Below are 20,846 nucleotides of genomic sequence, written 5' to 3'. Positions count from 1 at the left end.
TACAGATGAGATGATCTGCTCTATCTATCCTAAAAACTATTACAAGTAAGATTAACTTTTAAATTATCAAAGTTAGGATAATTTAAGGGATGAATCAATACAGAAAAATGTTGATCTAATAGAGAAGGGGATAAAAATAATTCTACTAAAACCGAAGACTGATTTAATTCGGGGATAGATGCTATTACTTGTTCCATCGGAATTGCAAAGGCTAATTGCACCATTTTTTCACGGAGTTGGGGACTCGGTAAAGAACCATCTTGATAAATGTAAGGATCTCCCCAAAGGGGATAGGCGTGCATTCCATTAATTCCAATTACTTTCCCTTGGGAATTCAATAATGGCCCCCCACTCATGCCTTTTTGAATGGGATTCGTATAACCAATAGTATACCCTTGTTGGATTGCTTTTTCCGAGATTAGAGAAACCCGACCTCGTGTTAAATGCAGTCCTAATTTAGGTAAAAATCCAGGTTCATTGAGTTGAGAAAATTTAGAAGGTAAAGGTTTTGATAATAGTGATAATTCAGACTGAGTTTTTGAAATTTGGGTATGATTTTTAATCTCTATAGCATTTAGATCATTAGATACTTCTAACCAGGGAAAACCCGCGCCAAATACCTTGTCTCCTGGTTGAATTGCAGGAGAGAGTTGTAGATTTGCGATCGCATAAATCTGAGTCTGGCTTTTAAACTGTAATAAAGCTAAATCCTGACCCCAAAACTTTCCATTAGAAATGGGATAACTGGAATAAATTTTACCATCAGGCGTTTGAATTGAATAGGGTGGGTCACTGGGGGTTAAAATATGTTGATTGGTTAGAACAGTGTAAATATTTCCCTGTTTTTTGACTAAAATACCTGAGCCCCAAGCGGAACCGGATAAAATTTTAACAGTAATTTTTTGAGCAATTCGTTGGAGTTCTTTCGGAGAACAAACTTGACAAGAAATATCCCAACAATTCGATTTAACTGAAAACAGAGTTGAAGGATGATCTCGAACCTCTACAGTATAAGAAGTTAAAAAAACATCAGAAAAAATAAGTATTGGGAGCGTGATTAAACAACTGCCAATACCCGTCAAAGTTTTAAGTTTTTGAGAAATATTAGAAGGATCAACCATGATAATTGAAATCAAAATCAATCGCTTTTTTGTTTAAGGTTGTTTATCTATCTAATCGAACTGAATCCGATACCGAAACACTACCTTTATCCTCAATATATTGATTCAGATCCAAATACAATCGACCCTGACTTTCTTCTAGGGGGCCAGCACTAGCATTCGCTCGGAGATCAAATAACTGTTTTAACGTGCGACTTGCATTTTGTTCTGGTTTCAACGTAAATAAAACACCTAAACAAGGCCCCTCTTGACTATTAGAAACACAGATAACAGGTTGTTGATTAACCCGTCCTGTAGTCACATAATTTAATAAGCCTCGTTCATAAAATTGTTGGAATTTTGAAGACACTTGACGACAGCGAGTTTCAGGAACATAACCAGCATCATCAAAAATTCGAGAAACCCACCGGATAACCGGAAAAGTGCCCCGTGAATTCTTAACAAAAGTTGTCGGAATTCCATCAGAACTTACACCACAATAAAACTGTTGTCTAACCCGTTCAGCATACTGATAATTAGGGATTTCAACTTGATTTTGTTGACAACGATTCCAATTTCCAAAATCGCAGGAACTATTCGGAGATAACTCTCGTCCTTGACTTGCAGAAGTTAACACGAAAAAAGTGCTAAAGGCGATCGCGCTCATCTGTAAACTTTTGAGAAAAATTGAGTTTTCCATATTCGTTTTATCTTGCTAACGGATACAAAAATATAAAAGATTACAAGGGAGGAATATTACCCTTAAAAAACTGATATTCCAGGCTTTAGTCCCGATCATTCAGGGTTGTTCACTTCCTCCAATTCACTCCTAAGCGTTTGAGATAATCCCAACCTCTTTGCGGCCAAACGTGATCACGACCTGTTTTATGAGCAATCCATTCTGCTACTTTTGGCCCAGACCAAGAGCCTCCATCGGGTGCGGGCCCTTGCAACGCTTCCATCAATTCTTGTTGTTGTCCTGAAGTCAGTAGAGATTTTGCCATTGGGGGTTGGCGTTCTCGGCTGCGGTTCTTGATGGAACTTGGCCCCTCATGGTTGTAGCGCCGGATAATTTCTTTGGCGTAATCGTAATTTAACCCCACAATATCCGCCGCTTGTTTGATTGTCCAACCCCCCCCCACAAGGTGAAGCAGGTGCCATCGACGAGCCTCAGTTGTATCTCGTGCTTGACGATAACGAACTTTTAGGTCTTCGAGCGTCAGATGGGGTTCTAAGTGAGCTTTAGGTGGCATTCCTCCGATATAGCATCAGGAAAGTTGGTTAATCTATCCCAACTTTTTATGCTTTTCCGGATCGAACAGAGAATTTTTATCCGACACACCGCAGTTAACAAGTTAACGGGTTAACAGGCAAGATGCCTGTTCCACAGACCTCCCCTTCCTCTGGTAAACTCAGATATGGGTATTTAAGAACAAGAGGAAAAGTAGAGTATGGCATCCATCCGTAAGTTGCACCGACAACTGATCAAGAAAGAACGCTCCGCCGTTGAGATCACCCAGGAGGCATTGGATCGGATTGCACAACTCGAACCTAAATTAAAGAGTTTTCTTTGTGTAACGGCAGATCGAGCCTTGGAACAGGCGCGTCAAGTGGATGCCAAAATTGCGGCGGGGGAAGAAATTGGTCTATTAGCCGGTATTCCCATCGCCATTAAGGACAATATGTGTACTGAGGGAATTCGGACAACCTGTGGTTCTAAAATTTTAGAGAATTTTATCCCTCCCTATGAATCCACTGTCACCCAGAAACTCGCTGCGGCTGGGGCTGTAATGGTGGGAAAAACCAACCTCGATGAGTTTGCGATGGGGAGTTCAACGGAAAACTCAGCTTATCAACTGACCGCTAATCCTTGGGATCTCGAACGAGTTCCGGGGGGGTCTTCGGGAGGGTCAGCCGCAGCCGTTGCAGCCGAAGAAGCGGTGGTTTCCTTGGGATCTGATACGGGGGGTTCCATTCGTCAACCGGCTTCCTTCTGTGGCGTTGTGGGGCTGAAACCGACCTATGGTTTAGTCTCTCGGTATGGGTTAGTGGCTTATGCGTCTTCTTTGGATCAAATTGGGCCCTTTGGACGGTGTGTAGAAGATGTTGCTATTTTATTACAAGCGATCGCCGGTCATGACCCGAAAGATGCCACCAGTTTAAACCTTCCTGTTCCTGATTATGTTTCCGCCCTTAGACCGACTTTAAGAGCCAGAAGCGGAATTAAAATTGGGGTGATTAAAGAAACTTTTGGAGAAGGATTAGATCCAATTGTTGAAAAAACGGTAACGAAAGCCATTAGTGTTTTACAGGAATTAGGAGCAGAAATTCAGATTGTTTCTTGTCCTCGATTCCGGTATGGTTTACCGACTTATTATGTGATTGCACCTTCGGAAGCTTCTGCGAATTTAGCTCGTTATGATGGGGTGAAATATGGGTTCCGTCATCCTGATGCAGAGAATTTAATTGAAATGTATCAGCAAACCCGGGCGCAAGGATTTGGGGCGGAAGTTAAACGGCGGATTATGGTGGGAACTTATGTTTTATCGGCGGGATATTATGATGCTTATTATTTGAAAGCCCAAAAGGTGAGAACCTTAATTAAGGAAGATTTTGATCGCGCCTTTAGTCAGGTGGAAGTGTTAGTTTGTCCGACAGCACCTTCAACGGCTTTTAAAGCAGGTGAAAAAACGGCTGACCCGTTGAGTATGTATCTATCGGATTTAATGACAATTCCTGTGAATTTAGCGGGTTTACCCGGAATTAGTGTTCCCTGTGGTTTTGATGATCAAGGATTACCCATTGGAATGCAATTAATTGGGAAACCGTTAGGGGAATCTCGATTATTAGAAGTTGCTCATGCCTATGAAAAAGCAACAGATTGGCATAATTATAAACCCAAGGGAATTTAATTAAACTGTGGGGTGGGTTCGCCCACCTTTTTTTCATTCACTAAACAGGAGTTGCTGATAAATTTAGGAGATAATTTGTGTTTCCTTCTACTGAAGAAACTCGTAGAAAATAGGTTCCACTGGGTAATTGCTCAATTTTAATTGATTCTGGGGTTAAATTTAAATTCGCAGAAGTCGCAATAATTTCATTACTTTGAACGGCTTGATTTCCATTCAGATCTTGAATTAAATCTAAATCTAAATTAGCTTTCATTTGATTCATAATCGCACTAAAATCACTCTTAAAATTAGGAATAATAAATTGATAAATATCAACCGGATCAACATCTGTAATTAAGCCAATAATTGTTTGATTACCTAACAAGATATCAAGATCAACGGCTTGAGTGAGATCGTCTTTTAAAGCCGGAGGTGTTCCTAATCTTCCGTCGGCTAACCCTTGCTGCCAAAAATGTTCAAATAAGGTGTTATATAGTCCTGATTCTAATTCTGATATAATTTCAGGATATCGAGTTTGATAAAAGTTAGTATCAAAAGCTAAACTCGGATTTCGCCCTTCATATTGTCCAAACAGAAAAAAATGTTCAAAGGGATTAATTTCTGCTCTCAGAAAAGCACCTTTGACATCGGAATATTGTTCTAAATAATAGAATGGATCAAAGAAGGGATTCGGAGAACGCAATTCAAACTGACCATAATTAATAAAATGTTCAACAGGTGTCAGAAATCCTTCTTCTATTTGAGCAGATAAATCAGGGTTTGTGTCCTGATAATATTGACTATCAAAGATAGCATTAGGTTCATAACCTGATTCTTGACCTATCTCAATAAAATGATCAAAAGCTGTATCAAATTCTCCACTTTCAATGGTTTGAGCAACATCAGGATATTGGGCAAGATAGAATTCTTCATCAAACAAGGTTTCTAAGGTTAACATTTTTTCACAACCTTCCGATTATTTACTTCTGTCTTAAGTTTACTATAACAACAGTAACCCAATTTTCAAAAAAACAGTAATAATAGAATTATCCAAAGAAAATCACCCCTGATGAAATTGGATGAGTGTTGAGTAGGAGAAACCAATGGTTCTTAATCCTAGCATCATCAATGCAGTTGAAAAACTAGGGCATCGTGTTACCAGTGGCGATGTAGCCACTCAAGCGGGAATTGATGTTAATATCGCCCAACGAGAACTTCTAGCTCTAGCATCGGAAGCAGGAGGTCATTTACAAGTTGCTGAGTCAGGAGATATAGCCTTTGCATTTCCCCAAAATTTTCGGGCTATTCTGCGGAATAAATATTGGCGGTTAAAATTACAAGATGGGTGGGAAAAAATCTGGAAAGTTTTATTTTACCTGATTCGGATTTCTTTTGGAATTATTTTGATTGCATCAATTCTTCTGATTGTTGTTGCTATTATTGTTATTTTAATTGCAATTAATTCTAGTCAGGATAATGATAGTTCAGGCGGAAATGATAGCAGTGTTGGCTTCTTTCCTGTTAGTTGGTTTATATCGGATTGGTGGTGGTTTGTTTCTTGGGATAATAACAATTATCAACGGTATGAAACTAAGAACAGTGACAAAAAAAAGATGAATTTTTTGGAAGCTGTTTTTTCCTTTATGTTTGGAGATGGAAATCCGAATTATAATTTAGAAGAACGCAGATGGCAAACGATTGGCAGAGTTATTCATAATCAAAAAGGAGCGATTATTGCGGAACAAATAACCCCTTATTTAGATGAAATTGGGAGTTCAGTCGCTCAAGAATATGAAGATTATATGTTACCGATTTTAGCTCGATTTGATGGCCGACCCGAAGTGAGTCCAGAAGGACAATTAATTTATCATTTTCCTGAATTGCAAATCACAGCGCAAAACTCCAAAACTCAGCCTGTCCCTGCTTATTTAAAAGAAAAAAAATGGCGTTTTAGTTTAGCAACTTCTGGGCAAGTTTTAGGAGCAATTGGTTTAGGTTCGGTTAATTTAATTGGCGCATTAATGTTGGGAAGTTTATTGAAAACTCCTGAAATTGCTGGATATTTAACCGGATTTTTAGGGTTTGTGCAATTTATTTATCCCATTTTATTGATTTACGGTATAGGATTTTTAACGATTCCTCTGATTCGATATTTTTGGATTCAAGGAAAAAATAAAAAGATTGATAATCGCAATATTAGGCGAGAAAAAAGAGCTAATATTTTAGCTCAGGGGGGTTCAATTTTAAAGAAAAAACTCAATTATGCTGGTCAGTTTGCTAAAAAAATTGTGATTCATCAAGATAATTTAGCTTATACAACTGAAACTGATTTATTAGAACAGGAAATAAAAAATCTGGATCAAAGTGATGCAGAATGGCAAAAGCGTTTAGATGAATCTGAATAAAGGTAAAATAGACTGAATTAAACCTAATAAAACTTGAATTTTATAACCCTTAAATTAGGGGTCATGAAGGTTTAGAAATCAATCCTTTCTGAATCGCTAGAATTGCAGCTTGGGTGCGATCGCGCACTTCTAACTTTTGTAAAATAGCATGAACATGACTTCTAACTGTTCCTAATGTAATATGAAGTAAATTTGCAATTTCTTGATTCGTTTTTCCATCAGCAATTAAGGCTAAAATTTCTTGTTCTCTTTGGGTTAAATCATGATCAGCGATCGCTGTATTTTGGGTTTCTCCTGAGCCTGTCGTTTCAAAAAATGTCCGAATTTCTGCTGTTACTGTTTGATCCCACCAAGAAGCTCCCGCAGCAACAGAATGTAAGGCTAAAATTAGTAAATGAGGTTCAATTCCTTTTAAACAATACCCGGATGCACCCGCCTTAATTAATCGTTCAATTAGGCTTTTTTGGGAATGAGAAGTTAAGACTAAAATCGGAATTTCAGGGTGGTTTTGTTTGATTTGACGACAGGCTTCTACACCTCCAATTCCAGGTAAGCCTATATCTAATAATACCACATCTGGTAAATATTGATTTGTTAATTCAACGGCTGTTTCTCCATCGGTAGCTTCGCCAATAATTTTGATGTCTGCTTCTTTTTGCAAACGAATATTTAGTCCTAGACGGAATAATTCATCATCTTCAACTAATAAAACTCTTAATAGGTTTGATTGCATTTTTTTATAACTTTTTTTAAAAATTTAAGTGTTACAGTTGGATTTCTCCCTGAGCTAAAGCCGGAAGGCGAAAACAAAACATCGCTCCATTGGGGATTTTATTTTCTACCCAAATTATACCTCCATGGGCTTCAATAATTTGTCGAGTTAAGTATAATCCTAATCCTGAGCCTTGAGCTTGGCGATCGCTATTTCCTTGATAAAATCGCTCAAACAAATTCGGCAATTCTTCGGGGGTTATTCCGAGACCCTGATCCCAAATTTTCACCACTTGAAAATGAGCTTCAGACTCCAATATCACCTCAACCCGACCCCCACGGGGAGAATGATTAATCCCATTAATTAATAAATTGCTAAAAACGCGCTGAAGTTGCAGTTGATCGCCTTTTACCCATACAAATCTCCGAAAATCAGAGTTTCGATAACTTAAACTTAAATAAATTCGCCGCGTTGTGGCTAAATCCGTTAAAGTTGCGATCGCTTCCTCTGCAATGTTAACTAAATTAATCGGTTCTAAATTGAGTTTTAATCCCTCCGTATCATTCCGATAAACATCCAATAAAGTTTGCACTAACTGTAAGCTATTTTGGTGAGAACGCAACATCATATCGAGAACTTTTTCTTGAGTCGAATTAATATCACCAAACTGTCTGTTTTGAAAGGATTTTAGCGTTTCAATTGCCCCTAAAAGCGGTGTTTTTAAATCATGGGTCAAAGTAGACGCAAAATCTTCTCGAACACTGGCTAGTTTGTGATGAGCTTGGAGTTGAGCTTGTTGTTGAGAAATTGCTTCTTCATAGCGACGAGTGCGATCGCTTAACCAACCCGTAATAATTAAAGCGAAAACGGCAATCATTCGATTAGCAACTGTTGCTGAATTGATGATTTCAGCAAGGGGAAAAACTAAATTGAATAATGTTAATAAACAAGCCACTACAGTTACTTGTAGCGTAATCATCCGATTTAAACGGGGATGAGCGAGTAAAATCGGAATCGTATAAAGATAACCAAAAACATAGTCTGCGGGAGTCGTATATTCTAATAAAATCACCACCGCAAAGAATCCTAAAATTAACCAATGAATTTTTAAAGTATTTTTTAAAATCATAATTTATTTCCCAATTGATTACTCTTTTTAATCTAGCTTAAAATCACCGTTAAAAGTGACCTATAGCAATCCTCGCCTTCGAGACAAAGGTTGGAATATAAAATCTAATTATAAATGCTACAAATTATCCCTCTAACCCCCCCCAGTAGAGACGTTGCATGCAACGTCTCTACTGGGGAAACGTGCAGCAAACATTTAAGGATTTCATATAATATTTTATCGTAGGGGTTGGGTCTCCCAACCCTCTTTATGCCTAGGTTTGTAAGGACGCCACCCCTACATTTTTTATGATTGGTATATATCTCTAGTTATACTCATCTATATCAAGAGGTTTATAATCTCAGATAGAAGTAACTACATATCTCTTATATTTTTGGTTTATATCATTTTCTGATCAAAATTCTACTTTTTGTTAGATTGTTTTTTAGGAAAAAAGTAAAATAATAGGATTAAATTCAGATGTAAATCTCTATCATATTTATGTGGCAAGGATTTTTTCAAATTGCCCTAACATTAGGACTATTAGTGGCGATTGTTCCTGTTTTCGGAACCTACATCGCTGATATTTTCTTAGGGAAAAAGACCCTTCTTGACCCCATACTAAATCCCCTGGAACGCCTGGTTTATAACCTCAGTGGAGCTCGTTTACAACGGGATATGACAGGTTGGCAATATGCTCGCGCCATGCTTTTGATTAACTTAGTGATGGGAGTTTTTGTCTATCTTATTATCAGTTTACAAGGAATTTTACCCTTAAACCCAATGCAATTAAATGCTCCGCGTTGGGATTTAACCTTACATACAACCATTTCATTTTTAACCAATACGGATCAACAACATTATTCCGGTGAAAATACCCTCAGCTATGCCAGCCAGGTACTCGCATTAGGGTTTTTAATGTTTACTTCGGCTGCGACAGGTTTAGCCGTTTCTATCGCTTTTATTCGAGGATTAACAGGCAGATCATTAGGGAATTTTTATGTTGATTTAACCCGTTTTATTACTCGAATTTTATTGCCTATTTCCTTAATTGGTGCAGTCATTTTATTAGCGTTAGGTGTACCTGAAACCTTAGCAGGGGCGCAAATTGTTACCCCTTTAGACGGAGGAACCCAAGCGATCGCACGGGGGCCAGTTGCTCATTTTGAAATCATTAAACAATTAGGAGAAAATGGAGGCGGTTTTTTTGGAGCCAATTCAGCCCATCCTTATGAAAATCCTAATGGGTTTTCTAACTTAATTGAAACCTTAGCAATGGTTAGTATTCCCGCTTCCTTGATTTATACCTTTGGAATTTTTATCCAAGACAAAAAACAAGCCAGCTTACTCTTTGGAATGGTATTTTTAATCTATTTCGGCTTCATCGTTATTACGGCTTTTGGAGAATTTCAAGGAAACCCAATTGTTAATAATTTTCTCGGTCAACAAGCTCCTAATTTAGAAGGAAAAGAAATCCGGTTGGGTTGGGCAGAAACAGCATTCTGGGCTGTTACCACAACGGGAACAATGTGCGGTGCAGTGAATGGAATGCTCGATTCTTTCATGCCGAATGGGGGGTTTTCTACCTTATTTAATCTGTTTTTACAAATTGTTTGGGGAGGACAAGGAACCGGAACAGTCTACTTATTTATTTTCCTGATTTTAACGGTGTTCTTAACCGGATTAATGGTGGGTAGAACCCCAGAATTTTTAGGGCGAAAAATTGAAAAAAGAGAAATTATTCTCGCCAGTGTCATTTTACTGGTTCATCCCATTGCTATTTTAATTCCTGGTGCTATTACCCTCGCCTATCCTCAACTTTCAGGGATTTCAAACCCCGGATTTCATGGCATTTCCCAAGTGATTTATGAATATGCTTCCGCCGCCGCGAATAATGGTTCAGGATTTGAAGGATTAGGGGATAATACTTTATGGTGGAATCTTAGCACTAGCGTTGTGCTTTTAGCCGGACGTTATATTCCAATTGTGGCGTTATTACTGTTAGCAGAAAGTCTATTAAATAAACAACCTGTTCCCGAAACTCCTGGCACATTAAAAACCAATTCTCTCCTATTTACCAGTGTGACAACGGGAGTGATTTTGATTTTAGGAGCCTTAACATTCTTACCTGTTTTAGCATTAGGGCCAGTGGCGGAAGCCTTTCAAATTGCTAGTTTCAAATAATCTCCCTATTCTTGCTCAAATACCCCTTCAATTTTATGATGCAAACTCGCTTAAATAAACGACAACAAAAAAAGCAAAAAAAAGTCAATACTAAAGGACTGTATCAACGGGCATTTCGGGATGCTTTTAGCAAACTTGATCCGCAATACATGATTAAAAATCCTGTGATGTTTGTCGTTTGGTTAGGAACAATAATCACAGCCTTATTAGTTCTTGATCCTAACTTATTTGGAACCATTCAAGGAGAAAATAATCGCTTCTTTAATTTCCTCGTCACCGTGATTTTATTGTTAACCCTTCTGTTTGCCAATTTTGCCGAAGCTGTTGCAGAAGGACGAGGAAAAGCACAAGCGGATTCCTTACGTTCTACGAAAGCCGAAACCACCGCCCGAAAATTATTACCCGATGGTTTGATTGAAGAAATTAGTTCCACATCGTTAAAAAAAGGAGATCAAATTAAAGTTATTGCGGGAGATATGATTCCAGTAGATGCGGTCGTAATTGCGGGAGTTGCTTCCGTCGATGAATCCGCAATTACTGGCGAATCTGCCCCGGTTTTAAAAGAACCTGGAAGCGATGTTGCTAGTTCGGTAACGGGGGGAACTCGGATTATTTCTGATGAATTAATTTTGCGAGTGACATCGGAACCGGGGAAAGGATTTTTAGACCGAATGATTGCTTTAGTTGAAGGAGCAGAACGAACAAAAACCCCGAATGAAATTGCATTAACGGTGTTATTAGCAGTATTAACTGAAGTATTTTTAATTGTGGTTGCTACAATTTTACCCATTGCTAATTACGTTCAAACTCCGGTTAGTATTGTAATTTTAATTGCCCTATTAGTGGCATTAATTCCAACAACAATTGGCGGTTTATTAAGTGCTATTGGCATTGCTGGAATGGATCGGGTGGCTCAATTTAATGTTGTTGCTACATCGGGACGGGCTGTAGAAGCCTGTGGGGATATCAATACTTTAGTCTTAGATAAAACCGGAACCATTACGTTAGGAAATCGACTAGCTGAAGAATTTATTCCGGTGAATGGTCATAGTCCAAAAGCTGTTGCTGAAGTAGCGCTCGCAGCGAGTATTTTTGATGAGACACCGGAAGGAAAATCGATTGTTAGACTTGCAGAAAAAATGGGGGCGATGGTTAATTTTAATCGAGAATTAGCCGAAGGAATTGAGTTTTCTGCTAGAACTCGCATGAGTGGTACAAACTTACCCGATAAAAGCGAAGTTAGAAAAGGTGCAGTTGATGCCATTAAAGGGTTTGTTCGTTCTCGTGGAGGTCAACTAACGGCTGATTTAGATATTGCTTATCAGCGTATTTCTCGTTTGGGTGGTACACCTTTAGCCGTTTGTAAAGATAGTGAATTGTATGGAATTATTTACCTGAAAGATATTATTAAACCGGGAATTAGAGATCGCTTTGATCAACTGCGACGGATGGGAGTGAGAACCGTAATGTTAACAGGAGATAATCGGATTACGGCTGAAGTTATTGCTCAAGAAGCGGGGGTAGATGACTTTATTGCAGAAGCCACTCCAGAGGATAAAATTGCTGTGATTCAAAAGGAACAATCCCAGGGTAAATTAGTAGCAATGACGGGGGATGGTACGAATGATGCTCCGGCTTTAGCTCAAGCAAATGTTGGATTAGCAATGAATTCTGGAACTCAAGCTGCAAAGGAAGCAGCGAATATGGTTGATTTAGATTCTGATCCTACAAAGTTGATTGATTTAGTCACCATTGGTAAGCAATTATTGATTACTCGTGGGGCGTTAACTACTTTTTCTATTGCTAATGATATTGCCAAATATTTTGCTATCATTCCAGCGATGTTTTCATCAGCAGGTATTGGCAGTTTAAATATTATGGGTTTGGCGAGTAGTCAATCCGCTATTTTATCCGCCCTAATTTATAATGCTTTAATTATCCCTGCTTTAATTCCTTTAGCCTTAAAAGGAGTTAAGTTTCGTCCCGTTAGTGCTAATCAATTACTTCGAGAAAACATTTTGATTTATGGATTAGGAGGAATCATTGCACCTTTTATTGGAATTAAACTGATTGATAGCATCATCGCTGTTATTGGTTTAACATAACAATCAACCAGGTTTTTACAGCTAAAAAAATTGGAGTAAAAAATGAAAACATTAGATGATTTTAATTCAATATTACCCCGTGAAGTCAAAGGAATAATTTCCTTAATCAAAACCAAAAGTAACCTTTTACCCCTGTCTTTGTTTTTTTTGTTATCCTCTAATTTAATCTTTGCTCCCATTATTTATGCAGCAACAGGAGAAGAAATAACTCGCAAAGCAGCTTGGGCTATTGGAATTTTAATTTTAGTAACGATAGCCATTGCTTTCTATTTATTGGCTGTAATTTTACAACCTGAACGGTTTTAAAACTCAATCAAATTCTCAAAAAATGTACTTTCAAATTCAAAATATACTATGTTTAGAGATTTGCTGACAGCCATCCGCACTACCCTAGTTTTATGGGTTTTAACGGCTATTTTATACCCCGTTTTGATTCTAATAATCGGTCAATCAATTTTCCCCTTTCAAGCCAATGGAAGTTTGATCAAAAATCCGCAAGGAGAGATTATTGGTTCGGCTTTAATCGGTCAAAATTTTACCTCCAATCGTTATTTTATATCCCGTCCAAGTAGCGTTGATTATAGTCCGGTTAACGATGGTTTAGCAACGGGAATTTCAGGAGGAAGTAATTTAGCACCCAGTAATCCCGATTTGTTAAAAAAAGTAACAGCACGAATTGATCAACTCCAATTTAATAATATTATTCCAACGGCGGATTTAGTTTATTCATCGGGTTCAGGGTTAGACCCTCATATTAGTATTCAAGCCGCAAACGCCCAAATTCAACGAGTCGCTAATGCGCGTTCTTTGAATCCTAATCAAGTGGAAATTCTCGTTAATAAAAATACTGAACATCGATTTTTAGGAATTTTTGGAGAACCGGGAGTTAATGTTCTGAAAGTTAATTTAGATTTAGATAACCTATCCAATTAACGATGATTAATAGCAGTGAAATTGAGACTCAAAAAAATTCCCCTGAATCTGATTATCAAACCTCCTCTCGAAATCAAGGGAAACATAAAATTTTTATTGGGATGTCTCCTGGGGTCGGTAAAACCTATCGAATGTTAGAAGAAGGACATCAATTAAAAGCAGAAGGAATTGATGTTGTAATTGGGTTATTAGAAACCCATGGACGAGAAGAAACCGCAGAAAAAGCGATTGGTTTAGAACTGATTCCTAAAAGATCTGTTTTTCATCAAGGGATAACGTTATGGGAAATGGATACCGATGCGATTTTATCTCGTCAACCTCAATTGGTTTTAGTAGATGAATTAGCTCATACTAATGTTCCAGGTTCTCTTAAAGAAAAGCGTTATCAAGATGTAGAAATTATTCTCAATCATGGAATTGATGTCTATTCAACCGTGAATATTCAACATTTAGAAAGTTTAAATGATTTAGTTGCAAAAATTACGGGGGTTGTGGTTCGAGAACGCATTCCTGATCGTCTTTTGGATGAAGCAACACAAGTTGTGGTGATTGATGTTACCCCAGAAACATTACAAGAACGCTTAAAAGAGGGTAAAATATATGCACCTGAAAAAATAGAACAAGCGTTACAAAATTTCTTTCAACGTCGTCATTTAGTGGCGTTGCGAGAGTTGGCTTTACGCGAAGTTGCTGATAATATTGAAGAATCCGCAGAAACGACTGAAAAAGCTTTATTTTGTAATGTTCATGAGCGAGTTTTAGTTTGTATTTCTACTTATCAAAATTCACCCCAACTTTTGAGGCGAGGATTGCGTTTAGCGAATGTAATGAAAGCTCGTTTATATGGGTTATATGTGGAAAATCCAGAACGTTTTTTAACCAAGGAAGAAAGTTTATTGTTAGAAACTTGTCAAGATTTAATTCAAGAGTTTGGGGGAGAGTTTCTTAGGGTGAAAAGTTATAATGTCTCGGAAGCGATCGCTCAAGTTGCTCACCAATATCATATCACTCAAGTTGTTCTCGGACATACGCGCAAATCTCGCTGGGAATTGTTTTGGAAAGGATCACCCGTTCAGCAATTATTAAAATATCTCAAAGGAGTTGATATTCATATTATTGATGCTGAGAAAACATTGAATTCCTCCTCCTAATTTTAGCTTAATTTGAAAATAAGGTTTGAAAACTTTTTCGTCGATATCGAGGAGAATTGGGAGTTTCGTCAAAGGGGCTGGGTTTTTGCTGAAAACTGTTTGATTTTAATTGACAAAAGTTGCTGTCCCTGTCCAATATCCTTGCATCTGTTCAAATAATTTAACTTGTTTTCCATAGAGAGGATTTGCTAAAGTTAAAGTATGTTGTTTAGAATTTATTTCTAAAAGTGCGATTGCATGGGAAATAGTTGTTTCTCCGACAGGTTCATTGACTTGTAACAAAGCGGGTTTTCCTTGAGAAATTAAATCATTTAAGGTTAAATTATTCTGATAGTTTGGCATTAATCCTAATCGACGCATTGCCCGAATTTCATCTAACGTACTGGTTCCAAAACGATTAGTTCCTGCTATTTTAACGACATCTTTTTCTGTTAATTGTGGATGTTTTCCTACCCAACGTCCTAATGTGGCAATGGTAGCAGGGGCGCAGGTGTAGGGCGTTGTTTGTAATACGACATTATCCACCTCTAACGGTTCGCCTAAGAGCCCTGTAATGGGTAAGGTTTCATGAACTAATAAAAATAATGGTAAACTGAGTAAAACCACAACACTAATCAGTTGATAGCGTCGCTGAGGATTATTCCATCCTGGTAACTCTAATCCCACTAATAATCCTAATCCTAAAAAGCCAATCCCTAAACTTAAATCAGTTAAATGCGCTCCGAGCCATAATAATAGAAATGTAGGAATTAACTTTGTTAATTTTAAATACCCTAATATCAAGAAAATTCCGACCAAAAATGTGATTACAGTTAAAATCATATATACCGTTTTTTGATGCTTTTCTAAAGCATTACTAGCGGTTAATCCTCGCTCTGCTAAACTCCGACCCATCAGGATTCCTAAAATCACAGACATTAAGCAAAGGAGAAGAATTTCTAACATAAGATAAAATGAATACGTGAAAGTTTTTACAATTTTTATAGGGGTAAATACTTCGCCCTACCTGGTTAGATATTACCAAACAACTCTTTAAAAATTTGACGTCGATGTCGGGGAGAGTCGGGAGTAAAGTAACTCCACAGAGTTTCCCAATAGAAAAACGAGACTCCATCAAAACCGCGATCGCGCACAACTTTCATTTGTTTTTCTATTTGTTCCATTGGTACAGGATGGCGTAATGTTCCACTTAATAATCCAATAATTACCGGGACTTTCCGCCGTGCTATTTGTACAGATTCATGATCTAATTCTGAAATAAATTTTACCATACTATCTCGATAAACTTGCAAAACAATGTCATCGACTAATCCTTGATTGACCCAAGTTAACCAATCTTGTAAATACATTTCGTAAGTATATTCATAAGAGTTCGGGGATAAAGAAATCATACAATCGGGTTTAACTTCTTTAACACTTTTGACAATTCTTTGAACTAACTCAGTAATTTTGTTCGCTCTCCAATTTCGCCATTCTTGATTGTAAGGATTGTTAGGGGGTAATTGATTATTATGTTCTTGTTGATAAAGTTGAATTGTATACTCATCATAACCAAATTCAACAGGAAGACCAAAATGATCATCGAGTTGAATTCCATCAATATTATATTTCATTACAACTTCTAAAATTAAATCTTCAATAAATTGTTGGACTTCGGGATGTAACGGATTTAACCAGACATTTTTAATGGTCATCCATTCTAAAATTTGATTAACAATCCAGTTTTTGATCTTTGTTTGATAGGAAACATCCTCAGTATTTCTGAAATGATTTAAGGCTTTTTCCCCTTTTCGAGTTTGAGCAATCCAGTCAGGATGACGTTGAACAATCGCCGAGTTTTTCGGAGCCATAAATCCATATTCAAACCAAGGAATAACTTTTAATCCGTTTCGATGTCCTTCTGTAACAATTTTAGATAAAATATCTCCTCCTAATTGGGTTAAATTTAATAAGGAATCTTGTGAACGACCGATGACTCGTCTGGCGACTGCACTTTTATAAAATGTAACTCCTCGGTTCCAAACAACGGGATAAATTGTATTAAATTTGAGGTCTGATAATTGATGTAAAGCACGATTCATTCCCCAAGGAAAAAATAAGACTCCACTGCTGACATTGGTTAACCAAACCCCTCTAATTTCATTGGGTATAATTAAAATGGGTTGGGACGGTGTGGGCGGAATTAAAAGAGCGATCGCTAAAATTAACGATAAAATTAAACTGGAAATTCCATAGATGATTAAGATGATTTTTTTTCTGAATTTCATTATTATACCGCAAATAAAATATTGATCATTTATAGAGAGTTTGCTATCCATATTAGTGTCAACTTCAGCACTAGGAATTCCTGCTTTAACCCTTAGATTAGATCCCCCTAAATCTCGCTTAAAAAGGGGGACTTTGAATTTTAATTGTGGGGCTGGGGCTGTCTTTGTGGGATAAGTACATCCAGTTACCCCCTTTTTTAAGGGGGGTTAGGGGGGATCTAAATTTTAATATAATTTTTTCCATTGCTGATCAATATTTTGGGTGGTATCAATGGTTGTAAGATAGCTTTTTTCATAATCTGTAAAGGGTTGAGCTTTTGCTTGTTGAGAGGTTAATAAATCTACCGTTGCGTCAGCAATATCTCCCTGACGGTGTTGCAAACGATCTTGTAAAATATCCATCGGTGCTGTACATTCAACAATTTGTAAGGGTAATTGATGGGTATTACAGGTTTCTATGACTTCTCCCCGTCGTTCTTGTTGATCATATTTGGCATCTAAAATCACCCAAAATCCTTGTTTTGCTAATAATAATCCTAACTCTAATAGCCGTTTATAGGTTTTTTCGGTCATTTCTGGGGTATAAATTTCTTCTTCTCCTTTTTCATATAGAGGAACATTCGCTAAATGTTTTCGCACTGCATCGGAACGAATATGAATTGCATTTAATCGTTTTGATAATTTGCGGGCGGTTGTGCTTTTTCCTGACCCTGATAACCCCGACATCATCACGATTCCTCCTGAAGATCGTCGAGTATATTGCCATGCTAATTTATAATATTGAGTGGCTTCTTGTTTTGCTGTTTCTTTCTGTTCTTCAGCAACGGCTGGATCATCTAAAATTAAAGAATTTACTTTGGCTCTCACATAGGATTGACGAGTTAAATAAAAGGGTAATAATTGTAATCCTTCCCAGTCTCCGGTTTGTTCAATATAAGTATTTAAAAATCGGTTTCCTAAATCCGCCCGTCCTCGTCCTTCTAAATCCATGACCACAAAAGCGACATCATAGATCACATCTACAAACCGAAATTCTTGATTAAATTCAATTCGATCAAACAGTAATATTTTATCCTGATAAATACAAATATTTTTTAAATGCAAGTCTCCATGACATTCTCGAATCCATCGGTTTTCAATCCGACTTTTAAAAATTGCTTTATGGGTTTCAAAAAAACTATCTGTGTATTGTTTTGTTTGTTCATATTGGTCTTGGGTTTGACAACAGCCAATATATTTTTGTGTTTTTTGATAATTTCCATCAATGGAATGACGAATTTGAGCCATTTCTCCAAATTTGAGAATTTCATCATTTGCTGGACAATTTTGATGGAATTCAGCAACAACTTTTCCTAAATCTTCCATCTCTTTTGTTGTCAATTTATCCTCTGCAAATAAATTAGTAAATAAATCTTCTTCAGGAAACTGACGCATTTTTAAAGCATATTCAACAGCAGGGTTTTGATTATCCCCGAATTGAAAGCGATCGCCGATTTCTATAATGGGTAAAACCTCTAAATACAATTCTGGTGCTTGTTGCTGATTCATTTGTAATTCTTGTTCACAAAAATAGCGCCGTTTCTCTAAAGTTGAATAATCTAAAAACCCAAAATCAACTATTTTTTTAAGTTTATACACATACTCTCCCGTTAACACAATAAAAGAAATATGGGTTTGTAAGAGTTCAATGGGTTCTTGTACCGGATGGGGATAAAAATCCGGTTCTAACATTTGTTGAATCAATCGAGGAAGTGTAGAGTCAGTCATATCCATACCGGAAAGATAAAAATGAATTCAATCAAGCTGAGAAGAAGTCATGGGTTTAGGGTTATTTTTATTATCTCTTGAGAAAAAGCCAATTCCAATGTCTTGAAAATAAAAGTAACAAAAGATTTGATATGATCAACAATTGAATTGTTCAAGCCGTTTTATACAAAGAGTCAATGACAGAACCCAAACCCTTTAATGTCTTTGGTGTTGGAAATGCCCTCCTCGATATTTTGGCATTAGTTGAGGATAATTTTATTCAAACCCATGACCTCAACCGAGGATCAATGACCCTGATGGATACAATCAAACAGGGGAAATTATTACAACAATTGGAGAGCCATCCTTTAGAATTACGTTGTGGAGGTTCCGCCGCTAATACGATGATGGCGATCGCTCAAAGTGGCGGGACGGGAATTTATTCGGGTAAAGTCAGCGCCGATACCAATGGCGAATTTTATCAACAGGATATGGTCGCGGCTGGAATTCAATTTGAAATTGAACCTGCTGACACCACTCAAGGGCCAACGGGAACCTGTTTAGTATTAACAACCCCCGACGCAGAGCGAACAATGTGTACGAATTTGGGGGTTTCTACAACCTTATCGGTTACGGATATCAATGTTGATCATTTGAGTCAGTGTCAATACAGTTATATTGAAGGGTATTTGTGGGATGCAGCCCAACCCCGAAAAGCTAGTATTGAAACCATGGAACAGTCGAAACGCTTGGGGGTAAAAGTGGCGTTTACCTTCTCCGATATGTTTTTAGTTGAACGGTTTGGGGATGATTTTCGTAGCGTTTTAGCAGAGTATTGTGATGTTTTATTTTGCAATGCAGATGAGGTACGTCACTTCTGCGGTAATGAAGATTTAGAGGTTTGCGCCCGTCAGTTAGGAGAAAAAGTTAATTTAGTTTTTATTACCAATAGTAATAAAGGCTGTTTAGTTGTTGAAAACCAAAGTTTAATTCCTGTTCCAGGGTTTCCGGTTAAACCTGTTGATACTGTTGGGGCGGGAGACGCTTTTGCAGGGGGGGTATTATACGGACTCACCAATGGTTTAACCACCCCACAAGCCGCCCGTTGGGGAAATTATCTCGGTTCTCAAATCGTTCAAATTCATGGCCCCCGTTTAAGCGAATCTCAACAGGATAAATTAGCAACCATTATTAATTAGGTTGCGGAGTGCGGAGTGCGGAGTGCGGAGTGCGGAGCGTAAGGGTTCAGGTGTCAGGTTTCAGATGTAGGATTTCAATTATTTCTCCCTCTCCCCAACTCCCCCAACTCCCGCCGCTCCCCTTCCAATATTCTTAACCTTCGACGCTGCTTTCTTCCTCACCCCGTTCAGGATGAATAATACTAACAACGACTTGCTCTGCATCCCCTGTAGCTGTGACTCCCGCAGGTAAGTTAAGTTCTCTAATGTGTAGTGCTTGACCTTGATGTAAACTCGTGACATCCACATCAATGCGATCAGGAATACTACCCGGTTCGCAGTCTACTTCTAATTCAGAGAGGACAACATCTAACAGACCACCTTCTAATTTCACCCCAACCGCTTCACCGACAAAATGCAGAGGAATAGAAACCGTTAAACTATCTTGTTGAGCAACGGAGAAGAAGCTCAGGTGATAGGGAAATCCTTTCCAAGGATGTTTTTGTACTTCTCTCAGCAGGGTTTTGCCACTCCAAGACAGTTCAGGAACGTTCAGTTGAATTAAAGTATGATTCACAACGTTCCGTTTCATTAGAGTTTCTGCGGCTTTCGCTGAAATGGTAATGTTAATAGATTCGGCTCCTTGATGACCATACAGCACCGCCGGAACTAATCCTTGACGACGCAAAGCATTGGGTTTAGAGCCTTCTGGCCGTTTTTGACCTTCAATCGTAATTTCCATGACGTTTCTTGCGCTTAGGGTTAAACACTTAAAATTTTTTAGCCAAACTCTGATTATACCAAAATCAAGACGTTGTAGCTAACATCGTTGCAGATACAGATAATTCAGATTTTCAATACACTTGCGGAGTTCTTGCAGGATTTTTAAGCGGTATGTCGCCTGTTGATATTCTTGCTTCGAGGGAGAGTCCCCCAGTTGAGTCAGCACTTGATCGCTTTCTTGGGTGATCGCATCTCGAAAAAAATTCTTGAACTTTTTGCGAGTATCTTTCCCGTAGAGACGCGCCATGGCGCGTCTCTACCAAAGGCAGTTTTTCTACTTCTC

19 protein-coding genes are annotated in these 20,846 nt (G+C 37.9%); 8 read left to right on the top strand and 11 right to left on the bottom strand.

Going from position 1 to position 20,846, the window contains the following annotated elements:
• Positions 1-29: 29 nt before the first annotated feature.
• The 3 genes from H6G57_RS01690 to H6G57_RS01680 form a co-directional block, all read right to left on the bottom strand.
• Positions 30-1,121 carry a serine protease gene (locus H6G57_RS01690; protein ID WP_190515496.1) on the bottom strand — a complete coding sequence of 364 codons (1,092 nt, stop codon included), beginning with the start codon at positions 1,119-1,121 and terminating at the stop codon, positions 30-32.
• Between the two features lie 43 nt (positions 1,122-1,164).
• Positions 1,165-1,800, bottom strand: a complete 636-nt coding sequence (locus H6G57_RS01685; protein WP_242048839.1) for a COP23 domain-containing protein — start codon at positions 1,798-1,800, stop codon at positions 1,165-1,167.
• A 109-nt stretch (positions 1,801-1,909) separates the two neighbouring features.
• Positions 1,910-2,353: a helix-turn-helix domain-containing protein gene (locus H6G57_RS01680; RefSeq protein WP_190515494.1), complete on the bottom strand. Its 444-nt coding sequence runs from the start codon at positions 2,351-2,353 to the stop codon at positions 1,910-1,912.
• Between the two features lie 198 nt (positions 2,354-2,551).
• On the opposite strand from H6G57_RS01680, the gene gatA reads away from it, so the two are divergent.
• Positions 2,552-4,012 (top strand): Asp-tRNA(Asn)/Glu-tRNA(Gln) amidotransferase subunit GatA, encoded by a 1,461-nt coding sequence (gene gatA / locus H6G57_RS01675; protein WP_190515492.1) that lies wholly within the window; start codon positions 2,552-2,554, stop codon positions 4,010-4,012.
• A 40-nt stretch (positions 4,013-4,052) separates the two neighbouring features.
• Here gatA and H6G57_RS01670 read toward each other — a convergent pair whose 3' ends face one another.
• Entirely contained in the window at positions 4,053-4,949 is an 897-nt protein-coding gene (locus H6G57_RS01670; protein WP_190515490.1) for a calcium-binding protein, read from the bottom strand.
• A 145-nt stretch (positions 4,950-5,094) separates the two neighbouring features.
• Between H6G57_RS01670 and H6G57_RS01665 the strand changes: the two genes are divergently transcribed.
• A complete protein-coding gene (locus tag H6G57_RS01665; RefSeq protein WP_190515488.1) occupies positions 5,095-6,396 on the top strand; it encodes a hypothetical protein in 1,302 nt (433 codons plus the stop codon).
• A 61-nt stretch (positions 6,397-6,457) separates the two neighbouring features.
• Here the strand turns inward: H6G57_RS01665 and H6G57_RS01660 are convergent, their stop codons facing one another.
• Together H6G57_RS01660 and H6G57_RS01655 are read right to left on the bottom strand one after the other, a co-directional pair.
• Positions 6,458-7,129, bottom strand: a complete 672-nt coding sequence (locus H6G57_RS01660) for a response regulator transcription factor (protein ID WP_190515487.1) — start codon at positions 7,127-7,129, stop codon at positions 6,458-6,460.
• A 31-nt stretch (positions 7,130-7,160) separates the two neighbouring features.
• The gene (locus H6G57_RS01655) at positions 7,161-8,237 is read right to left on the bottom strand and encodes a sensor histidine kinase KdpD (RefSeq protein WP_190515485.1); all 1,077 of its coding nucleotides are present in this window, start codon (positions 8,235-8,237) and stop codon (positions 7,161-7,163) included.
• 480 nt (positions 8,238-8,717) lie between these two features.
• Here H6G57_RS01655 and kdpA point away from each other — a divergent pair, with 480 nt between their 5' ends.
• The 5 genes from kdpA to H6G57_RS01630 are packed head-to-tail and all read left to right on the top strand — an operon-like array spanning position 8,718 to position 14,589.
• A complete protein-coding gene (gene kdpA, locus H6G57_RS01650; protein WP_190515484.1) occupies positions 8,718-10,400 on the top strand; it encodes a potassium-transporting ATPase subunit KdpA in 1,683 nt (560 codons plus the stop codon).
• A gap of 38 nt (positions 10,401-10,438) precedes the next feature.
• Positions 10,439-12,505 carry a potassium-transporting ATPase subunit KdpB gene (gene kdpB / locus H6G57_RS01645; RefSeq protein ID WP_199313947.1) on the top strand — a complete coding sequence of 689 codons (2,067 nt, stop codon included), beginning with the start codon at positions 10,439-10,441 and terminating at the stop codon, positions 12,503-12,505.
• Between the two features lie 42 nt (positions 12,506-12,547).
• Positions 12,548-12,811 carry a potassium-transporting ATPase subunit F gene (locus H6G57_RS01640; protein ID WP_190515481.1) on the top strand — a complete coding sequence of 88 codons (264 nt, stop codon included), beginning with the start codon at positions 12,548-12,550 and terminating at the stop codon, positions 12,809-12,811.
• Between the two features lie 48 nt (positions 12,812-12,859).
• Positions 12,860-13,438, top strand: a complete 579-nt coding sequence (kdpC, locus tag H6G57_RS01635; protein WP_190515479.1) for a K(+)-transporting ATPase subunit C — start codon at positions 12,860-12,862, stop codon at positions 13,436-13,438.
• A 2-nt stretch (positions 13,439-13,440) separates the two neighbouring features.
• Positions 13,441-14,589, top strand: coding sequence for a sensor histidine kinase KdpD (locus tag H6G57_RS01630; RefSeq protein ID WP_190515477.1), 1,149 nt, complete (start codon positions 13,441-13,443; stop codon positions 14,587-14,589).
• A gap of 105 nt (positions 14,590-14,694) precedes the next feature.
• Here the strand turns inward: H6G57_RS01630 and H6G57_RS01625 are convergent, their stop codons facing one another.
• The 3 genes from H6G57_RS01625 to H6G57_RS01615 all read right to left on the bottom strand — a co-directional run bounded on the left by H6G57_RS01625 (position 14,695) and on the right by H6G57_RS01615 (position 18,623).
• Complete coding sequence (locus H6G57_RS01625) at positions 14,695-15,534, bottom strand: papain-like cysteine protease family protein (RefSeq protein ID WP_190515476.1); 840 nt, start codon at positions 15,532-15,534, stop codon at positions 14,695-14,697.
• A 65-nt stretch (positions 15,535-15,599) separates the two neighbouring features.
• Entirely contained in the window at positions 15,600-16,856 is a 1,257-nt protein-coding gene (locus H6G57_RS01620; protein WP_190515474.1) for a glycoside hydrolase family 10 protein, read from the bottom strand.
• Positions 16,857-17,081: 225 nt separating this feature from the next.
• Complete coding sequence (locus H6G57_RS01615) at positions 17,082-18,623, bottom strand: bifunctional aminoglycoside phosphotransferase/ATP-binding protein (protein ID WP_190515472.1); 1,542 nt, start codon at positions 18,621-18,623, stop codon at positions 17,082-17,084.
• Between the two features lie 176 nt (positions 18,624-18,799).
• Here H6G57_RS01615 and H6G57_RS01610 point away from each other — a divergent pair, with 176 nt between their 5' ends.
• Complete coding sequence (locus H6G57_RS01610; RefSeq protein ID WP_190515470.1) at positions 18,800-19,801, top strand: adenosine kinase; 1,002 nt, start codon at positions 18,800-18,802, stop codon at positions 19,799-19,801.
• A 133-nt stretch (positions 19,802-19,934) separates the two neighbouring features.
• On the opposite strand, the gene H6G57_RS01605 is transcribed toward H6G57_RS01610, so the two are convergent.
• Positions 19,935-20,522, bottom strand: a complete 588-nt coding sequence (locus H6G57_RS01605; RefSeq protein ID WP_190515468.1) for a 50S ribosomal protein L25/general stress protein Ctc — start codon at positions 20,520-20,522, stop codon at positions 19,935-19,937.
• A 78-nt stretch (positions 20,523-20,600) separates the two neighbouring features.
• On the bottom strand, positions 20,601-20,810 hold the full coding sequence (locus H6G57_RS28615) for a hypothetical protein (RefSeq protein ID WP_199313905.1): 210 nt from the start codon (positions 20,808-20,810) through the stop codon (positions 20,601-20,603).
• Between the last annotated feature and the right edge of the window lie 36 nt (positions 20,811-20,846).

Origin of the sequence: Planktothrix sp. FACHB-1365 (assembly GCF_014697575.1) — a bacterium.
Taxonomy (GTDB): domain Bacteria; phylum Cyanobacteriota; class Cyanobacteriia; order Cyanobacteriales; family Microcoleaceae; genus Planktothrix.
Note: the sequence above shows the minus strand (reverse complement) of the source record. Positions and strands in the feature narration are given on the sequence as shown.